This is a genomic window from Paenibacillus hodogayensis (genome assembly GCF_039536325.1).
Classification (GTDB): Bacteria; Bacillota; Bacilli; order Paenibacillales; family NBRC-103111; genus Paenibacillus_AB; species Paenibacillus_AB hodogayensis.
In genome coordinates this window covers 579,772-595,624 of the sequence record NZ_BAAAYO010000008.1, presented here as the reverse complement: position 1 = coordinate 595,624, position 15,853 = coordinate 579,772, and the positions used below count along the sequence as shown (strand labels likewise).

At 57.9% G+C, this 15,853-nt stretch carries 16 protein-coding genes; 14 read left to right on the top strand and 2 right to left on the bottom strand.

The window, feature by feature from the left end:
* The first annotated feature begins 125 nt into the window (after positions 1 to 125).
* From ABD796_RS18380 to gndA, 5 genes are all read left to right on the top strand, one after another.
* A complete protein-coding gene (locus ABD796_RS18380; RefSeq protein ID WP_344910198.1) occupies positions 126 to 1,139 on the top strand; it encodes a LacI family DNA-binding transcriptional regulator in 1,014 nt (337 codons plus the stop codon).
* Positions 1,140 to 1,169: 30 nt separating this feature from the next.
* A complete protein-coding gene (locus ABD796_RS18375; protein ID WP_344910196.1) occupies positions 1,170 to 2,441 on the top strand; it encodes a nickel pincer cofactor-dependent isomerase, group 22 in 1,272 nt (423 codons plus the stop codon).
* The gene (gntK, locus tag ABD796_RS18370; protein ID WP_344910193.1) at positions 2,438 to 3,988 is read left to right on the top strand and encodes a gluconokinase; all 1,551 of its coding nucleotides are present in this window, start codon (positions 2,438 to 2,440) and stop codon (positions 3,986 to 3,988) included. The genes ABD796_RS18375 and gntK overlap by 4 nt, the downstream gene beginning before the upstream one ends.
* Positions 3,989 to 4,013: 25 nt before the next feature.
* The gene (locus ABD796_RS18365) at positions 4,014 to 4,781 is read left to right on the top strand and encodes an SDR family oxidoreductase (RefSeq protein WP_344910327.1); all 768 of its coding nucleotides are present in this window, start codon (positions 4,014 to 4,016) and stop codon (positions 4,779 to 4,781) included.
* 79 nt (positions 4,782 to 4,860) lie between these two features.
* Entirely contained in the window at positions 4,861 to 6,273 is a 1,413-nt protein-coding gene (gndA, locus tag ABD796_RS18360) for an NADP-dependent phosphogluconate dehydrogenase (RefSeq protein WP_344910191.1), read from the top strand.
* A gap of 15 nt (positions 6,274 to 6,288) precedes the next feature.
* On the opposite strand, the gene ABD796_RS18355 is transcribed toward gndA, so the two are convergent.
* Positions 6,289 to 6,657, bottom strand: a complete 369-nt coding sequence (locus tag ABD796_RS18355) for a hypothetical protein (protein ID WP_344910189.1) — start codon at positions 6,655 to 6,657, stop codon at positions 6,289 to 6,291.
* 118 nt (positions 6,658 to 6,775) lie between these two features.
* Here ABD796_RS18355 and ABD796_RS18350 point away from each other — a divergent pair, with 118 nt between their 5' ends.
* The 9 genes from ABD796_RS18350 to ptsP all read left to right on the top strand — a co-directional run bounded on the left by ABD796_RS18350 (position 6,776) and on the right by ptsP (position 15,150).
* Complete coding sequence (locus tag ABD796_RS18350; protein WP_344910187.1) at positions 6,776 to 7,282, top strand: shikimate kinase; 507 nt, start codon at positions 6,776 to 6,778, stop codon at positions 7,280 to 7,282.
* A 135-nt stretch (positions 7,283 to 7,417) separates the two neighbouring features.
* Entirely contained in the window at positions 7,418 to 8,710 is a 1,293-nt protein-coding gene (gene aroA, locus ABD796_RS18345; protein ID WP_344910184.1) for a 3-phosphoshikimate 1-carboxyvinyltransferase, read from the top strand.
* A gap of 45 nt (positions 8,711 to 8,755) precedes the next feature.
* Entirely contained in the window at positions 8,756 to 9,562 is an 807-nt protein-coding gene (locus ABD796_RS18340; protein ID WP_344910182.1) for a C39 family peptidase, read from the top strand.
* A 23-nt stretch (positions 9,563 to 9,585) separates the two neighbouring features.
* Positions 9,586 to 10,014 (top strand): CoA-binding protein, encoded by a 429-nt coding sequence (locus tag ABD796_RS18335; RefSeq protein ID WP_344910325.1) that lies wholly within the window; start codon positions 9,586 to 9,588, stop codon positions 10,012 to 10,014.
* Between the two features lie 121 nt (positions 10,015 to 10,135).
* On the top strand, positions 10,136 to 10,747 hold the full coding sequence (locus ABD796_RS18330; RefSeq protein ID WP_344910180.1) for a hypothetical protein: 612 nt from the start codon (positions 10,136 to 10,138) through the stop codon (positions 10,745 to 10,747).
* A gap of 81 nt (positions 10,748 to 10,828) precedes the next feature.
* Positions 10,829 to 11,047 carry a hypothetical protein gene (locus ABD796_RS18325; protein ID WP_344910178.1) on the top strand — a complete coding sequence of 73 codons (219 nt, stop codon included), beginning with the start codon at positions 10,829 to 10,831 and terminating at the stop codon, positions 11,045 to 11,047.
* A gap of 26 nt (positions 11,048 to 11,073) precedes the next feature.
* The gene (locus ABD796_RS18320) at positions 11,074 to 11,409 is read left to right on the top strand and encodes a spore coat protein (protein ID WP_344910176.1); all 336 of its coding nucleotides are present in this window, start codon (positions 11,074 to 11,076) and stop codon (positions 11,407 to 11,409) included.
* A gap of 95 nt (positions 11,410 to 11,504) precedes the next feature.
* On the top strand, positions 11,505 to 13,418 hold the full coding sequence (locus ABD796_RS18315) for a glucose PTS transporter subunit IIA (protein WP_344910174.1): 1,914 nt from the start codon (positions 11,505 to 11,507) through the stop codon (positions 13,416 to 13,418).
* On the top strand, positions 13,411 to 15,150 hold the full coding sequence (gene ptsP, locus ABD796_RS18310; RefSeq protein ID WP_344910172.1) for a phosphoenolpyruvate--protein phosphotransferase: 1,740 nt from the start codon (positions 13,411 to 13,413) through the stop codon (positions 15,148 to 15,150). Before ABD796_RS18315 ends, ptsP begins: the two co-directional genes overlap by 8 nt.
* A gap of 171 nt (positions 15,151 to 15,321) precedes the next feature.
* On the opposite strand, the gene ABD796_RS18305 is transcribed toward ptsP, so the two are convergent.
* Entirely contained in the window at positions 15,322 to 15,846 is a 525-nt protein-coding gene (locus ABD796_RS18305; RefSeq protein WP_344910170.1) for a type 1 glutamine amidotransferase domain-containing protein, read from the bottom strand.
* Positions 15,847 to 15,853: the final 7 nt, after the last annotated feature.

Genomic DNA, 15,853 nt, shown 5'->3' with positions numbered 1-15,853 from the left:
CACGGGTTTCCGCACAATCGCTCATAAGCTCCGGACAGCGCGGACGAACGCGGGCATGCCTTCCGCATTACATCTTGTTAACGTGTGCATTGTATGCTATGATCAAGGCGACAAGAGGTGGTAGGATGTCCGTAACGATCAAAGATATTGCCCGAATGGCGGGCGTGTCGCACACGACCGTATCGAGGGCGCTCAATGACAGTCCGCTCATTCACGAAGACACGAAACGGAAAATCCGGGCCATAGCCGAGCGTCTCGATTATTCTCCGAATTACAGCGCAAGAAGCCTGGTGCTGGCCCGATCGTACCATATCGGGCTGTTTTTTTCGACGTTGTCGAAAGGGACGTCCTCCAGCTTTTTTCACGAGACGGTCAAAGGCGTTCACAGCGTGGTCAACACGAAGTATCATCTGATCGTGAACGGGATCGACGATTACGACGGCAATTACGCGGCGGTGACCCGCAAGACGTTCGACGGTATTATCGTCATGAGCCAGAGCGACGGGGACGAGTCGTTCATCCGCTATGTGGCGGACAAGAGCATCCCGCTCGTCGTGCTGAATCGCAACAACGAGCAGCTTTCACCCGTCAACGTGCTGGCCGACGACAAAGCGGGCGTGTACCGCGTCGTCAGCCATATGATACGCCAGGGGCACAGCCGGATCGCCCTTATCGAGGGCAAGCAGTCGTTCAAATCGTCGCAGGCGCGCAAGGGCGGCTATTTGCAAGCGCTGAGCGAGCATTGCATTCCGACCGACGAAACGCTGCATGCCATCGGGGGTTATACGCTCGAGGGCGGCTATGCGGCGATGCAGCGTCTGCTGCAGCTGAAGCCTCTGCCGACGGCCGTGTTCTGCTCAAGCGACGAGATGGCGGTCGGCGCGATGAAGGCGATTTTCCAGAGCGGGCTGACCGTTCCCGGCGATATATCGGTTGCGGGCTTTGACGACGACGTATTTTCGGCGTTTTTGTCCCCTGCGCTGACGACGGTGAAACGTCCGGTCGAGACGATCAGCCGCATCGGAGCCGAGAAGCTGCTTGCGGTCATCGAGCGCGGTTTTCCGCATAAGGAAACGTTGTTCGTGGACACGGAGCTGCTGATCCGGGATTCGGTGGGTACCCTGCACAAGCAAGAGTAACAACGATTTTTGAGGAGGTCTGGGGCAAGCATGAGCATATTACGGACTTTGCTGGACGATATTCCGATTCCGCAGATGGTGCGGATTCGGCAAAAGTTTGACAACGCTACGGTGGAGGATTACATCGGCGCGCTTCGCGAGGAGCTGAAGAAGCCCGGTGCAATCGATACGGTGAAGAAAGGGCAGCGCGTAGCGGTCGCCGTCGGCAGCCGCGGCGTCGCCCATATCGCCGAGTTCACCCGCACCACGATCGACGCGATCCGGGAAGCCGGAGCGGAACCGTTCATCGTCCCTTGCATGGGCAGCCACGGAGGCGCAACCGCCGAAGGGCAGCGGGACGTGCTGCACCATCTCGGCGTCACCGAGGAAGCGATGGGCGCCCCGATCCTTTCGTCGATGGAAGTGGTCAAGATCGACGAAATGGCCAGCGGCCTCCCCGTTTATGTAGATAAATACGCTTACGAAGCGGACGCGATCGTCGTCATCAACCGCGTCAAGCCGCATACGGCGTTCCGCGGCCGGATCGAAAGCGGCATCATGAAGATGATCGCCATCGGGCTCGGCAAGCAGAAGGGCGCTGAGGCTTGTCACCAGCTGGGCTTCAAATATATGGCCGAGAACGTGCCGGCGATGGCTAACCTGATGCTGAACAAGCTGCCGATCCTGTTTGGAGTGGCGCTCGTCGAGAACGCCTACGATGAAACGTGCCGCGTCGAGGTGCTTCCGGCAGCCGACATCGAGGCTAGGGAGGAGCAGCTGCTGCTGGAAGCGAAATCCCGTCTGCCGAAAATTTTGTTCGAGCAGATCGACGTGCTCGTGATCGATTATATCGGTAAAAACATCAGCGGCGACGGCATGGACCCGAACGTTACCGGACGGTATCCGACGCCTTACGCCCACGGCGGGCCGGACGTATCCAAGATGCTGGTGCTCGACCTGACTCCGGAAACGAAAGGCAACGCCAACGGCGTCGGCACGGCCGATTTCACGACGCAGCGGCTCGCCGACAAGACGGATTGGCCGGCAACTTACGCCAATGGCCTCACCTCCACCGTTTGTGCGCCCACGAAGCAGGCGACGACGCTGGAGAACGACCTGTATGCGATCAAGGCGGCGGTCAAAACGTGCAACATCCTCGATTACACGACATGCAAGCTCGTCCGCATTCGCGACACGCTGCATCTCGGCGAGATCGAAATTTCCGTCAACCTGCTGGAAGAGGCGCGGCGTCACCCGGATATCGAAGTTTTGACGGAGCCTTATGATTTGCAGTTCGACGATGAGGGGTATTTGCCGAAATGACCGATACAGCCAGCAAGCGATACGTTATCGCCGCCGACCTCGGGACGACGAGCACCAAGACGCTCGTGATCGACCGCGAAGGCCGCGTCGTCGCTTCCCATTCTATCGAATATCCGCTCTATACCCCTACGCCGGATAGAGCGGAGCAAGATCCGCAGGAAATATTCGCGGCCGTCGTCCGCGGCATCCGCGACGTGGTCGCCAAAGCCGGCATTCTCGGCTCCGAGGTGCTGTGCGTCTCGTTCAGCTCGGCGATGCACAGCCTGATCGCGGTCGACCGCGATTTTAACCCGCTGACGCCTTGCATTACGTGGGCGGACAACCGCAGCGTCGAATTCGTGAAGCCGCTCAAGGAGGAACGGAACGGCCTCGGCATCTACCGCAATACGGGGACGCCGATTCATCCGATGTCCCCGCTGCTCAAGCTGATGTGGCTGAACCGCTACGAGCCGGAGCTTGTCGCCCGCACCTACAAATTCATCGGCATCAAGGAATTTGTCTTCGCCAAGCTGTTCGGCCAATGCGTTATCGACTATTCGCTGGCGAGCGCCACCGGCTTGTTCAATCTGCGCCGTCTCGACTGGGATGAGGAAGCGCTCGGCGTTGCCGGCGTATCGAAGGAGCAGCTGTCCGAACCGGTCCCGACTACGCGTATTATGCAAGGGCTGCTGTCTCCCTACGCCACGGACCTCGGGCTGCCGTCGGATACCCCGTTCGTCGTCGGAGCTTCCGACGGCGTGCTGGCCAACCTCGGGGGGGGAGCGTTCGAGCAGGGCGTCTATGCGGTCACCATCGGCACAAGCGGAGCCGTTCGCGGCACGGTCAACGAGCCTTTGACCGATCCTCAGGGCCGGCTGTTCTGCTATGCGCTCAAGGAAGACTTCTGGGTCGTCGGGGGAGCCATCAACAACGGCGGCATCATGTTCCGCTGGGTGCGCGACCAATTGGCGACGCAGGAGGCCGAAGAAGGCCGCAAGCGCGGTCTCGATCCTTACGATTACTTGACGGAGCTCGCTTCGCAGGTAACCGCGGGCTCGGACGGGCTTATTTTCCTGCCGCTGCTCGCCGGGGAGCGGGCCCCTTACTGGAACGCCAACGCGCGCGGCGTGTTCTTCGGCCTGTCGCTGTTCCATGACAAGAAGCATATGATTCGCTCCGTGCTGGAAGGGGTCGTATACCGGATTCATTCGGTCGCGCTGGCGTTGGAGGAGTTGGGCGGGCGCACGAAGGAAATTCGCGCCTCGGGCGGCTTTGCCCGCTCGCCGTTCTGGCGACAAATTATGGCCGATACGCTGGGGACGCCCGTTACCGTGCCGGACTCGATCGAAAGCTCCGGTCTGGGCGCGGCGCAGCTCGGCTTGCTGGCGCTCGGGGAAATCCGCGATTTCTCCTCGATTCACGACTGGGTGCGATCGACCGTACGCCACGAGCCGGATGCCGTCAACCATGCGGTTTACCGGGAGCTTACGACGATTTACACCCAAGTCTATTATCAGCTGAAAGAGCAGTTCGACGCCATCGCGGCTTTTCAGAAACGGCATTCATAAACAAATCCGAAGGGAATGTGGCATGATGAATTTATTCGATTTGACCGGCAAAACAGCGGTAATTATCGGCGGCAACAGCACGCTGGGCGGCTCCATGGCCGTCGCTCTCGGCGGACACGGCGCGGATGTCGCCATCGTGGGACGCAATATGGAGAAATGCGAGCAGGTGGTCAAGCAGATCGAGGAGACGGGAGCCAAAGCCAAGAGCTTCAGCGCGGATGCGACGAACGCCGACGACCTGCGCCGCGTGCTGGCCGAGGTGCTGGACTGGACCGGACGGGTGGACGTGCTGATGAACTGTCCGGGCAAAAACAGCCCGACGCCGTTTTTTGACATCACGATGGAGGAGTGGGACTCCATTATGGACGTCAACCTGAAGGGCGTCGTGCTCGCTTGTCAGGTGTTCGGCAAGCATATGGTGGATAGCGGCGAAGGCGGCAGCATTATCAACATTTCGTCGGTATCGTCCGAGCCTCCGTTGTCCAAAGTGTTCACGTATTCGGCTTCCAAGGCCGCGGTCAACAACTTGACCAAAAACCTCGCACGCGAGTTCGCACCGAGCCGCGTCCGTGTCAACGCCATTATACCGGGCTTCTTCCCGGCCGAGCAAAACCGTAAAATTTTGTCGCCGGAGCGCACCGCTTCGATTATGACGCATACGCCGATGAACCGGTTCGGGGAAGCTCACGAATTGCAAGGCGCGGCGGTCTATTTGGCCTCGGACAAGGCGTCCGGATTCGTGACCGGATCGCTGCTTCGGGTGGACGGCGGATTTGGGGCTATGACAATTTGATGAAAATGGGATAGAATAAAGAAAGTGCTCGTATAGAATCATGCATTACATACTTTCGGATAAGGGTGGTAAGCAATTCATGTCGAAACAGCAAATCGGAGTCGTAGGTCTGGCCGTCATGGGCAAAAATCTGGCGCTCAATATCGAAAGCCGCGGCTTTACCGTATCGGTGTACAACCGTTCCCGCGAAAAAACGGACGATCTGATCGCGAATGAAGCCAAGGGCAAAAACCTGGTTCCTACTTACTCGCCTGAGGAATTCGTACAATCGCTGGAGCGTCCGCGCAAAATACTGCTTATGGTCATGGCCGGCAAGCCGACCGACGACACCATCAACCAATTGGTGCCGCTGCTTGAAGAAGGCGATATTCTGATCGACGGCGGCAACGCCTACTTCCCGGACACGCAGCGCCGCAACAAGGATCTGGAAGGCCGCGGCATCCGCTTTATCGGAACGGGCGTATCCGGCGGCGAAGAAGGCGCGCTGAAAGGCCCTGCCATTATGCCGGGCGGCCAAGAGGACGCGTACAAGCTGGTAGAGCCGATCCTGACGAGCATTTCCGCCAAAGTGAACGGCGATCCGTGCTGCACGTATATCGGTCCGGACGGTGCCGGCCACTACGTCAAGATGGTGCATAACGGCATCGAGTACGGAGACATGCAGCTGATTTGCGAAGCATACCAGCTGCTGAGAGACGTACTGGGCTTGAACACGCAGGAGCTTCATGAAATATTCGCGGAATGGAACAAGGGCGAGTTGGACAGCTACTTGATCGAGATTACCGCCGATATTTTCACCAAAACCGACCCGGATACGGGCAAGCCGATGGTAGATGTCATCCTCGACAAAGCCGGCCAGAAGGGCACCGGCAAATGGACAAGCCAAAGCGCCCTCGATCTCGGCGTGCCGCTGTCGATCATTACCGAATCGGTATTTGCCCGCATGCTGTCCGCGATCAAGGACGAGCGCGTACAAGCCAGCAAGCTGCTGAAAGGCCCGCAGAACGTACCTGCAGCGCCGGACAAGGCCGCTTTCGTGGAAGCCGTGCGCAAAGCGCTGTACGCGAGCAAAATTTGCTCGTACGCCCAAGGATTCGCGCAAATGCGCGCAGCGTCCGACGAATACAACTGGAACCTCAACTACGGCAATATCGCGATGATTTTCCGCGGCGGCTGCATCATCCGCGCCGGCTTCCTGCAAAACATCAAGGACGCTTACGATCGCGAGCCGGGCTTGCGCAACTTGCTGCTCGATCCGTACTTCAAAGAAGTCGTGGAGTCTTATCAGGATGCATGGAGACAAGTCGTCTCCGTTGCCGTGGCGAGGGGGATTCCGGCGCCTTGCTTCGCGTCGGCGCTGGCGTATTACGACAGCTACCGGTCCGAGCGGCTTCCGGCCAATCTGCTTCAAGCGCAGCGGGATTACTTCGGCGCGCATACGTTCCAACGGGTAGATAAAGAGGGCACATTCCATTTCCACTGGATGGACTAAGTCCTTGCTAGTCGCCTAAGAGGAACGGGGCCGTTCCGGCGCGGCGGGATCGGTTAGCAGTCCGTGCGCGGCCTCCAGCAAGGAGGCACGCAGACGGTCCGCCTCGTTGACGCCGGGTCGGCGCTGCATGAGCAGCGTGGCGGCTTCGGCGAAATGCTGAAAATTTTTCAACAAGCGTGGTTGCGGCAAATCCAACAAGCGTGGATCTTGCTCAACCACCTTTTTTTTGACGAATTCGAGCACCCAGACGACATCGTCCTTGCACAACGGATGGTTCGGGCTCAAAATCTGCCTGAGCCGGCGTTCCGGCGGAACTGGATAAGCGGCTTGCTGCATCGGCTGTATGTTCATCTCCTTTAACGTATAAAATGGCCTGTTATTCATGATACCTATTCCGTATCGGATTTATTCGTATTTTTCCGATGGAGGCTTTCCTTTTCGCGGGCCGATTCGTTATGATAGACAAGAGAGCTTTGGAAAAAGATAGAGGAGAACGATAAACGTGCGCAATATCGTATTGATCGGATTTATGGGCACCGGCAAATCGACCGTGGCGGCAGCGTTGGCGGAGCGGCTCGGATGGAACCGGGTCGATCTGGACACCTCGATCGAGGAGGCCGAGAACGCGACGATCCCGCAATTGTTCGCCGACAAGGGCGAGCCGTATTTTCGCCGGGCGGAGACGGAAGCGTTGAAGCGCGAGTTGGACGGACGCGAAGGGCAGATCGTGGCGACAGGCGGCGGGGCCGTATTGGCCGAGGAAAACCGCGGAATCATGCTGGCAAATGGGCTGGTCGTGGCGTTGACGGCCGATATCGGCACGATTTTGCAGCGGGTGCAGAACGACCCGAACCGTCCGCTGCTGCGCGGCAATGCCGAGCAAGCCGTGCCCGAGCTGCTGGAGCGGCGCAAGCACGCCTACGACTTCGCTCCTGTGCGGATCGATACGTCGGACAAAACCGTGGAGCAGATTGCCGCGGAAATTGTTGAACAGCTGATGGCGGACTGACGAAATCATTCCAAACGGCCGCCCCGTATGGTACACTGACAATAAATCTTGCATCGGCGTACCGGCGCGAACCGAACGGCAAAGCCGGAAATAACGATACCCTTGCAGCATAGACAGAGGAGAGATTGCCCGACCATGAAAGCGATAGTGAAGCAGACACCGGTTCTGGAAGGCGAAATTAACGCCCTTTCTTCAAAAAATTATACGACCCGCTACATGCTTGTCGCCGCGCTGGCGGAAGGGACAAGCACGATCCGCTTCCCGGCCCATAGCGAGGACAGCGATGCCATGCGTCGCTGCATCCGCGACCTGGGCGCCGAGCTGATCGAGGAAGGCGACACGATGACGATTCGCGGCTTCGGTCGCCATCCGAAGCAGATCCGGGAGCTGAATGTCGGCAATGCGGGGGCGGTTTTGCGCTTCCTGATGTCCGTAGCGGCATTTTGCACGGACTTGACCTTCGTCAACACATACCCCGACTCGCTGGGCAAACGGCCGCATGACGATTTGATCGCCGCTCTTGGTCAGATGAACGTGCAGGTCGAGCACCGCGAAGGCAAGCTGCCGATTACGATCCGCGGCGGAGCGCCCAAGGGAGGGCGTATCGAAGTGTCCGGCAACGTCAGCTCGCAGTTTCTGAGCTCGCTGCTGTTCATGACGCCGCTGCTGGACGAGGACAGCGAAATTGTGGTGCTGCACGATCTGAAGTCGAAGGTCGTCGTCGGCCAGACGCTGGAAGTCATCCGGCAAGCCGGCATCACCATCGACGCAAGCCCGGATCTGATGCATTATCGCGTGCCGGGTAGGCAACGCTATGAAGCGAAAGAATATATCGTGCAGGGCGATTATCCCGGCTCCGCCGCGGTGCTGGCCGCTGCTGCGGTCACCCGCTCGGATGTGCGCGTACTGCGGCTGGCCGAGCAGAGTAAGCAGGGCGAGCGCGCCGTAATCGATGTGCTGCGCGCCATGGAAGTGCCGCTGACTCACGACAACGACATCGTCCATATCAAAGGCAATGGCAAGCTGAAAGCCGTGGAATTCGACGGCGACCATTTTACCGACGCCGTGCTGGCCATGGTGGCGGCCGCGGTATTCGCCGAAGGAACCTCGCGCTTCTACAATGTGGAAAATTTGCGTTACAAAGAATGCGACCGCATTACCGACTATTTGAACGAGCTGCGCAAAGCCGGTGCGGACGTCGAGGAGCGGCAAAGCGAGATTATCGTTCACGGCAAGCCCGAGGGCGTGGAAGGCGGAGTCGAGATCGACGCTCACTTCGATCATCGGGTCATTATGGCGCTTACCGTCGTCGGTCTCCGTTCGAAGCTCGGCCTTACGATCAAGGACGCCCACCATGTAGCCAAATCGTATCCGCACTATTTCGACCATTTGAAATCGATTGGCGCCCAGGTCGAGCTGATCGACTGAACAAGCGCCTTGTTCCATCCACCACGAAGCAAATGAGATGGTTGTATGCTAATGATGCTGAACCTGGCTAAATATTTGTTTACGATATTTCTCATCCTCGGCCTGCTGTTTTCAAGCGGCGTGTTCAGCGTGTTGCTCTATGCGAAAATGACCGGCAAGGAATTTTTAGGCGAATCTCCGGCCTCTTCCGTCGTATTGGCGGAAGGGGCGGGAGGCGGAGCCGGGGAGGCTAAACCGCCGCCGGTCGTCAAGCCGAAGCCGCCATCCGCCATGCTGGACGCGCCGATCGTCAGACAGCTTCCCGAGCTGCCGCCTGGCTGCGAGATTGTAAGCTTGACGATGCTGCTGAATTATTACGGCATCAACAAAACCAAGATGGAAATGGTCAAGGAGATGGTCAAGGACCCGACCCCGGCTCGCTGGGAGAACGGTGCCATTGCCTATTGGGGCAATCCGAGTACCGGCTATGTCGGCGACGTTACCGGCAAGACGCGCGGCTTCGGGATTTACCATTCCGGCCTTTTCCCGACGCTGAAAGACAACATTCCGTCGGCGATCGACCTTACCCAAAAAGAGTTCGATCTCATCGAACGTCAAATCGCCGAAGGCTTCCCGGTCGTCATCTGGACTACGATCGATTATAACGTTCCAAAAAAATGGGTGACCTGGGACACGCCGATCGGGCCGATCGAGACGACTTTCATGGAGCATGCGGTGCTGCTTGTGGGCTATGACGAGCAGAACGTATATGTAAACGATCCGCTCAGCGGCAAAAAGGGGCAGAAGATCAACAAGGAACAATTTTTGGCCACATGGGACGCCCTTGGCAAACAAGCGCTGTCCTACAACTAACGAAACGAACGGAGGCGTTGATGATGTCTTTTGAAAATCCTTCCAGAGAACGGATCAAGGAGCTGCTGCAGCAAACCCGGACGATCGCGGTCGTCGGTTTGTCCGACAAGCCCGACCGCACGTCCTACATGGTGTCGCAGGCGATGCAGCAGAAGGGCTACCGGATCATCCCGGTCAATCCAGGAGTCAAGACCGTATTGGGCGAAACAAGCTATCCGTCTCTTGCCGACATCGACGAGCCTGTGGACATCGTCAACGTATTCCGCCGGAGCGAGGAGACCGTTTCCGTCGCCCAAGCCGTGCTCGCGATGAAGCACAAGCCTAAGGCGTTCTGGCTGCAGCAGGGCATCTTCAACGAAGAGGCTGCAGCCGTCGTGGAGGCGGAAGGAATCGAAGCGATCATGGACCGCTGCATCAAAGTCGAGGATTCTATACTGCAGCCGCACAAGTAACGACTTCCAGCCATAAAAAACAAAAAACCGAAGACAATAATAGAGGCTTCAGCAATGGGAACGCCGCACGAATACGAACCCGTTACTGAAGACTTTTTATTTTGTGGGAGGAACACCACTCGTGTACAACAACCAACAAGGCTCCTCATTCGGTCAAACGTCCGGCTACGGCATTGCCGGCAGCACGCAAATCCGCGGTCAGCAACAAAAAGCGTACCAGCCGGTAGGCATGGTCAAATCGCAGTACGATCAGAAGCAGCAAGCTTACGGCCAAGCGCAATCGTTCGGCCAAAACTTCCACACGTCCTCTTACAAAGGTAACCAAGCGGGCCACGACAATTACTTGCGCTCGGATTCGCAAAGTCCTTCGCAATTCGGCGCAAGCTCGGCTTCGTCGTTCGGCACGACCAATCAATACGGAAGCAGCGCTTCTTCTTTCCAACCGATCAACCAATTCCATACGTCGAGCTACCGCGGCAACCAGGCGGGTCACGACAACTACTTGCGTTCGGATTCGCAGAACCCCTCCCAGCAATGGAACCAGCAGCAAAACCAACAGCAATATCAACAACAACAACAAATTCAGTACCAAGCGAATACGTTCGCGCCGCAGCAATCCTACCACACGGCTAACTACCGGGGCAACCAAGCGGGACACGACCAGTACTTGCGCTCGGATTCCTCGCAGCCGGGCATGTCCAGCAGTTCCGCAATGAACTCCTTTCGCATTTAACTAGCGCATGAGAAGAAGCGGCGGGCGGCCATGCTGCGCACCGCTTCTTCTTTCTATTCAGAACGAAGGGAGGCTTTTTCGATGGCGCAGCAAACGAATACGACGACAGACCGCAATCTGATCTCCGACAAGGAGCTGCTTTATTTGAAAGACTTCCTGTCCTGGGAACTGCTGGCGGTCAAAAAATGCAAAGACGCCGCAGATGCTTGCACGGATGCGGCCATTCGCCAAGCCATCGTGCAGATGGGACAGCGTCACGAGGCTCATTACGAGACGATCTTGGCGGAGCTGCAAGGCTAACTCCATAAGGAAGGACGGGATTCGATATGGCGACGCAGATCGCGGTGCCCGCATCGCAGCAAGAGGCCCAGCCGAACGGACCGGAATTCAGCGATAGAGACCGGATCAACGATATTTTATCGGTTGAGAAATATTTGACGTCCGGTTATAATACGGGATTGAACGAAATGCAAAATCCGAAGCTTCGCCAAACGGTCGGCACGATTTTGCAGGACGTTCATCAAAATCAGTTCCAATTGTTCGACCTGATGTTTCAGAAAGGCTGGTACAAGCTGAATGCGGCCGACCAGCAGGCCATTGCCCAGGCGCATCAGCAGTTTACCGGCTACAAGACGCAGCTTCCCGACTGGAACGTTCGTTGAATACCGTCGTCCTATCCGGCATTCGGATAGGACGATTTCATTTTGACAAAAACGGAAGGAAGCTTTAGGATGAAGGATGGAAGGGGGGGAGACTCTTGAACTGGACGGGCAATTTGCAGCAATTCGGACGATCGCTTATGATTCCGACCATTGCTTTGCCGGCTGCGGCGATATTGCTGTTTCTCGGCAATTTGCCATGGGAATGGATCGGCATGGAGCGTTTCGGCGAAATGATGAGCTATACGGGCACGGCCATTTTCACATACCTGCCTTTCCTGTTCTCGATCGGCGTTGCGCTCGGCTTGACGCAAAATGCAGGCATTGCCGGAATGGCGGCGCTGCTCGGTTATTTTATTTTTTTCTCGCTTACCAAAACCTATATGGGCACCTTCTTCGAGCTCGGAGTGGCCGGCGGGGTCATGATCGGGCTGCTGGCGGCCTTCTCTTACCACCGTTTCAAGTCGATCCGGCTCCCGGAATACATACAGTTTTTTGGCGGCCCGCGGTTTGTGCCGCTGTTTATGAGCTTTGCCTCGATTATGTTTTCGACAGTCGTCATCCAGGTCGGTCCTACCGTCAAATCGGTCATGGACCGGTTAGGCCAATGGATTTTAATGCACGGGGAGATCGGAACTTTCGTCTACGGGGTCGCTTATCGGCTGCTCGTGCCGTTCGGACTTCATCATATTTTGAATAACGTGGTCTGGTTCCAGATCGGGCCTTACATGCGCGAGGACGGGCACGTCGTATACGGCGATCTGCCGCGCTTCTTCGCCGGCGATCCCGGCGCGGGCATGTTTATGGCCGGTCTCTACCCGATCATGATGTTTGCGCTGCCCGCGGTCGCTTTCGCCATTATTCACGAAGCCCGCGAAGATTTGAAACCGAAGGTGAAGGCGACGTTTCTGACCGCAGCGCTGGCCTCTTTCCTGACCGGCGTCACCGAGCCGATCGAATTTGCTTTCCTGTTCGTGGCTCCGTACTTGTTCGTCGTGCACGCTCTGCTGTCGGGCATCGCGATGTGGCTCGCTTACGTGCTCAATATTCATCACGGCTTCTCGTTCTCGGCAGGCGCCATCGACTTCGTCATCAACGAGCATCTGGCGACAAACGGGCTGCTGCTGATTCCGATCGGGCTCGTGTTTGCCGGCATTTATTATGTACTGTTCCGCTGGGCGATCCGGCGGTTTCAGCTGCCGACGCCGGGCCGGGAGGAAGGCTCGTCGCTGGAGGAATGGGCCGGCGACGTCCGCTACCGGGCGCCGCTGATTCTCCAGGCGTTGGGCGGCAAAAACAATGTCAACCAGATCGAGGCGTGCATTACGCGGCTTCGGCTGACGCTGGCCAATGACAAGCTGATGGACATCAATGCGCTGAAGCATCTGGGCGCCGCCGGCGTCATCCGGCTTGGGGGAGGAAACGTGCAGGTGGTGTTCGGAACGTTCTCGGAGCTTATCCGCGAGGAAATCGTCAGGGTGATGCAGAAGGAAATCAAACAGGTGCACTTTCATGCGCCAGTGCAGGGCAATATGATCCCGGTGGAAGAGGTTCCGGACGCAATATTCGCCCAGAAGCTCGTCGGCAATGGAGTCGCCTTCTATCCGGAACGGGGGGAACTGCTCGCTCCCGTAGCTGGCAAGATCGTGCATATTTACCCGACGATGCACGCCATCGGCTTGCGGACGGAGGAAGGACTCGAGGTGCTGCTGCATATCGGTATCGACACTTCCCATTTGCAGGGCAAGCTGTTTCAGGCGGTCGTCAAAGAGGGCGACGATGTCGAGATCGGTCAGCTGCTGATCCGTTTCGACTTGCAGAAGCTCAAGAAACATGCCAAGTCGCTGGCTACGCCGATGGTCATTACGAATCCGAATACCGTCAAGCTGTGGGCGTTCGCCCCGTTCAAGCACGTGAAGAAAGGCCAGGCGTCCGTCATGTCGGTCATTATGAAGGAACCAGGCGACGAACCGGATGCCAAGCTCACGGGAGGTGACCCAACGCATGGTTAAAGGCAACGGAGGAGCTTCGGGAATCGCCATCGGCAAGGCGTTTGTTCTGCCCGATTGGGAATGGGACATGACGGAGAACGCGATCGACGTCAACGATATGGCTTTCGAGTTCGAGCGGCTGCACGAGGGCGTGCGGATATCGAAGACGGAGCTTACGCAGATCAAGCAAGAAATCGCCGAAGTTCTCGGCGTCGAGGAATCGAATATTTTCGATGCCCATCTGGCCATTCTGGAAGACCCGGTATTCATGAACGAGGTGGCCGGCATTATCCAGCGGCAGTACAAGGCGGCCGAGGTGGCGGTCAAGGAAGTGGTCGACAAGTTCGTCAATATGTTCGACCTGCTCGATGACGAATATATGAAAGAGCGGGCGCTCGACATCAAGGATGTTGGTACCCGGCTGCTGAAGCATCTGCTCGGCGCCTTCGAAGAGGCGAAGCCGCCGGAGGACCAGCCGTTCATCATTGTCGCGCGGGAGCTGACGCCGTCACAATTGGCCCATCTGGACTCCGAGAAGCTGCTCGGCATCGTCACCGCCACCGGCGGCAAAACGTCGCATACGGCCATTATGGCGCGGGCAATGGGCATTCCGTTCGTATTCGGGATCGACGGCGGCGTGCAAACCGGCGACTGGTTGATTGTCGACGGCGAGAGCGGCCACGTCTACGTCAACCCTGACGCCGATGCGGGCGCCGCTTATCGCGAGAGGCAGCAGACGCTGCTGCAGAAGCGCGAGCGGCTGCAGTCGATCGTTGACGTTCCGGCGGTGACGCGCGACGGGCGCGAATTTCAACTGCTGGCCAACATAGCTTCCCTGCACGAGCTGGAGCAGACGTTGAAACGCGGGGCGAAGGGCGTCGGCTTGTTCCGTACGGAGATGGTGTACATGGACGGGACGACTTGGCCGAAGGAAGAGGAGCAGTTCGGGGTATACAAGGCGGCGGCGGAGAAGCTGCAAGGCAAGCCGCTCGTCATTCGCACGCTAGATATCGGCGGAGACAAGCAGCTCGATTACATCTCGCTGCCCGAAGAAGAGAACCCTGTTCTCGGTTACCGGGGAATCCGCATTTCGATCGATCGGCGGGACATGTTCAAGACGCAGCTGAAGGCGATTTTGCGGGCGAGCGTGTACGGAAGCATCCGCATCCTGCTGCCGATGATTTCGTCCGTAGAGGAGATCCGCAAAGCCCGGGACGTGCTCGAGCTGGCCAAGCAAGAGTTGCGTTCCGCGGGGACCGCGTTCGACGAGCTTATCCCGGTCGGCATTATGATCGAGGTTCCCGCGGCGGCAGCGATCGCGGATATGCTTGCCCAAGAAGTGCAGTTTTTCAGCATCGGCACAAACGATCTCGTGCAGTACGTGCTTGCCGTGGACCGGATGAATGAGAAAATATCGCATCTTTACGAGCCGTTCCATCCCGCCGTGCTGCGGATGCTCAAGCTGACGGTCGAGGCGGCCCAAAAGCATGGCATATCCGTCAGTGTGTGCGGCGAATTGGCCGGCGACCCGGACGCGCTGCCGATTTGGCTAGGGCTGGGCGTTCACGATCTGAGCATGGCCGCCCAGTCGCTGCTCGACGTCAAAAGCCGGCTGATTGAGAGCTCCGAGGAGGAAGGCAAGCGGCTGCTGGAGCGGCTGCTGGACTGCCGCACCAGCGCGGAAATGAAAGGGCTGTTGCAGGCCAGGGAAACGTCCGTTCCGGGGACGCCGGAACGCGAGCGGGACCGCTAGACTCTTCGGGTCTTATCGGTATTGGCGGATATGCGCTTGCCCTGCCCGTTAGCTTGGCTGACGGGTCGAATGAGATGCAAAAAAGGTTGGACAGAGAAGCTGCCTCTGTCCAACCTTTTTTCGCGTTGTAGTCGACCTCTCTTGGCGCTGTATTTGCGGATACGCGGGACGTCAGCTCCCGGCTACCGCGTCGCAAAACGCCTTGGCGTATGGAGGCAGATCCGGCGGACGTCTGGACGAGATCAGATTGCCGTCGACGACGACAGGCTCGTCCAGCCAGACCGCTCCAGCATTTTCCATATCGTCGCGAATGCCCGGCGTCGAGGTGACGGTACGGCCGGCCAATATTTTCGCCGAGATGAGTACCCAGCCGGCGTGGCAAATCTGGCCGATCGGCTTCGCGGAGGCATCCATCTCGCGGACAAGCTTTAGCACTTGCGGATAACGGCGCAGCTTGTCCGGCGCCCAGCCGCCCGGAACGAGCAGGCCGTCGCACGCTGCGGCGTCCATCTCGTCGAACGAGATGTCGGACACGGCCGGTACGCCGTATTTGCCGTGATACGTCTTGCCGCTTGCCGCGCCGGCCAGCAGCACGACCGCCCCTTCTTCGCGGGCTCTGTAAATCGGGTACCACAGTTCCAAGTCCTCGAATTCCTCGTCAATCAAGCAGATGATCCGTTTTCCTTCCAGTCTCATACGCATC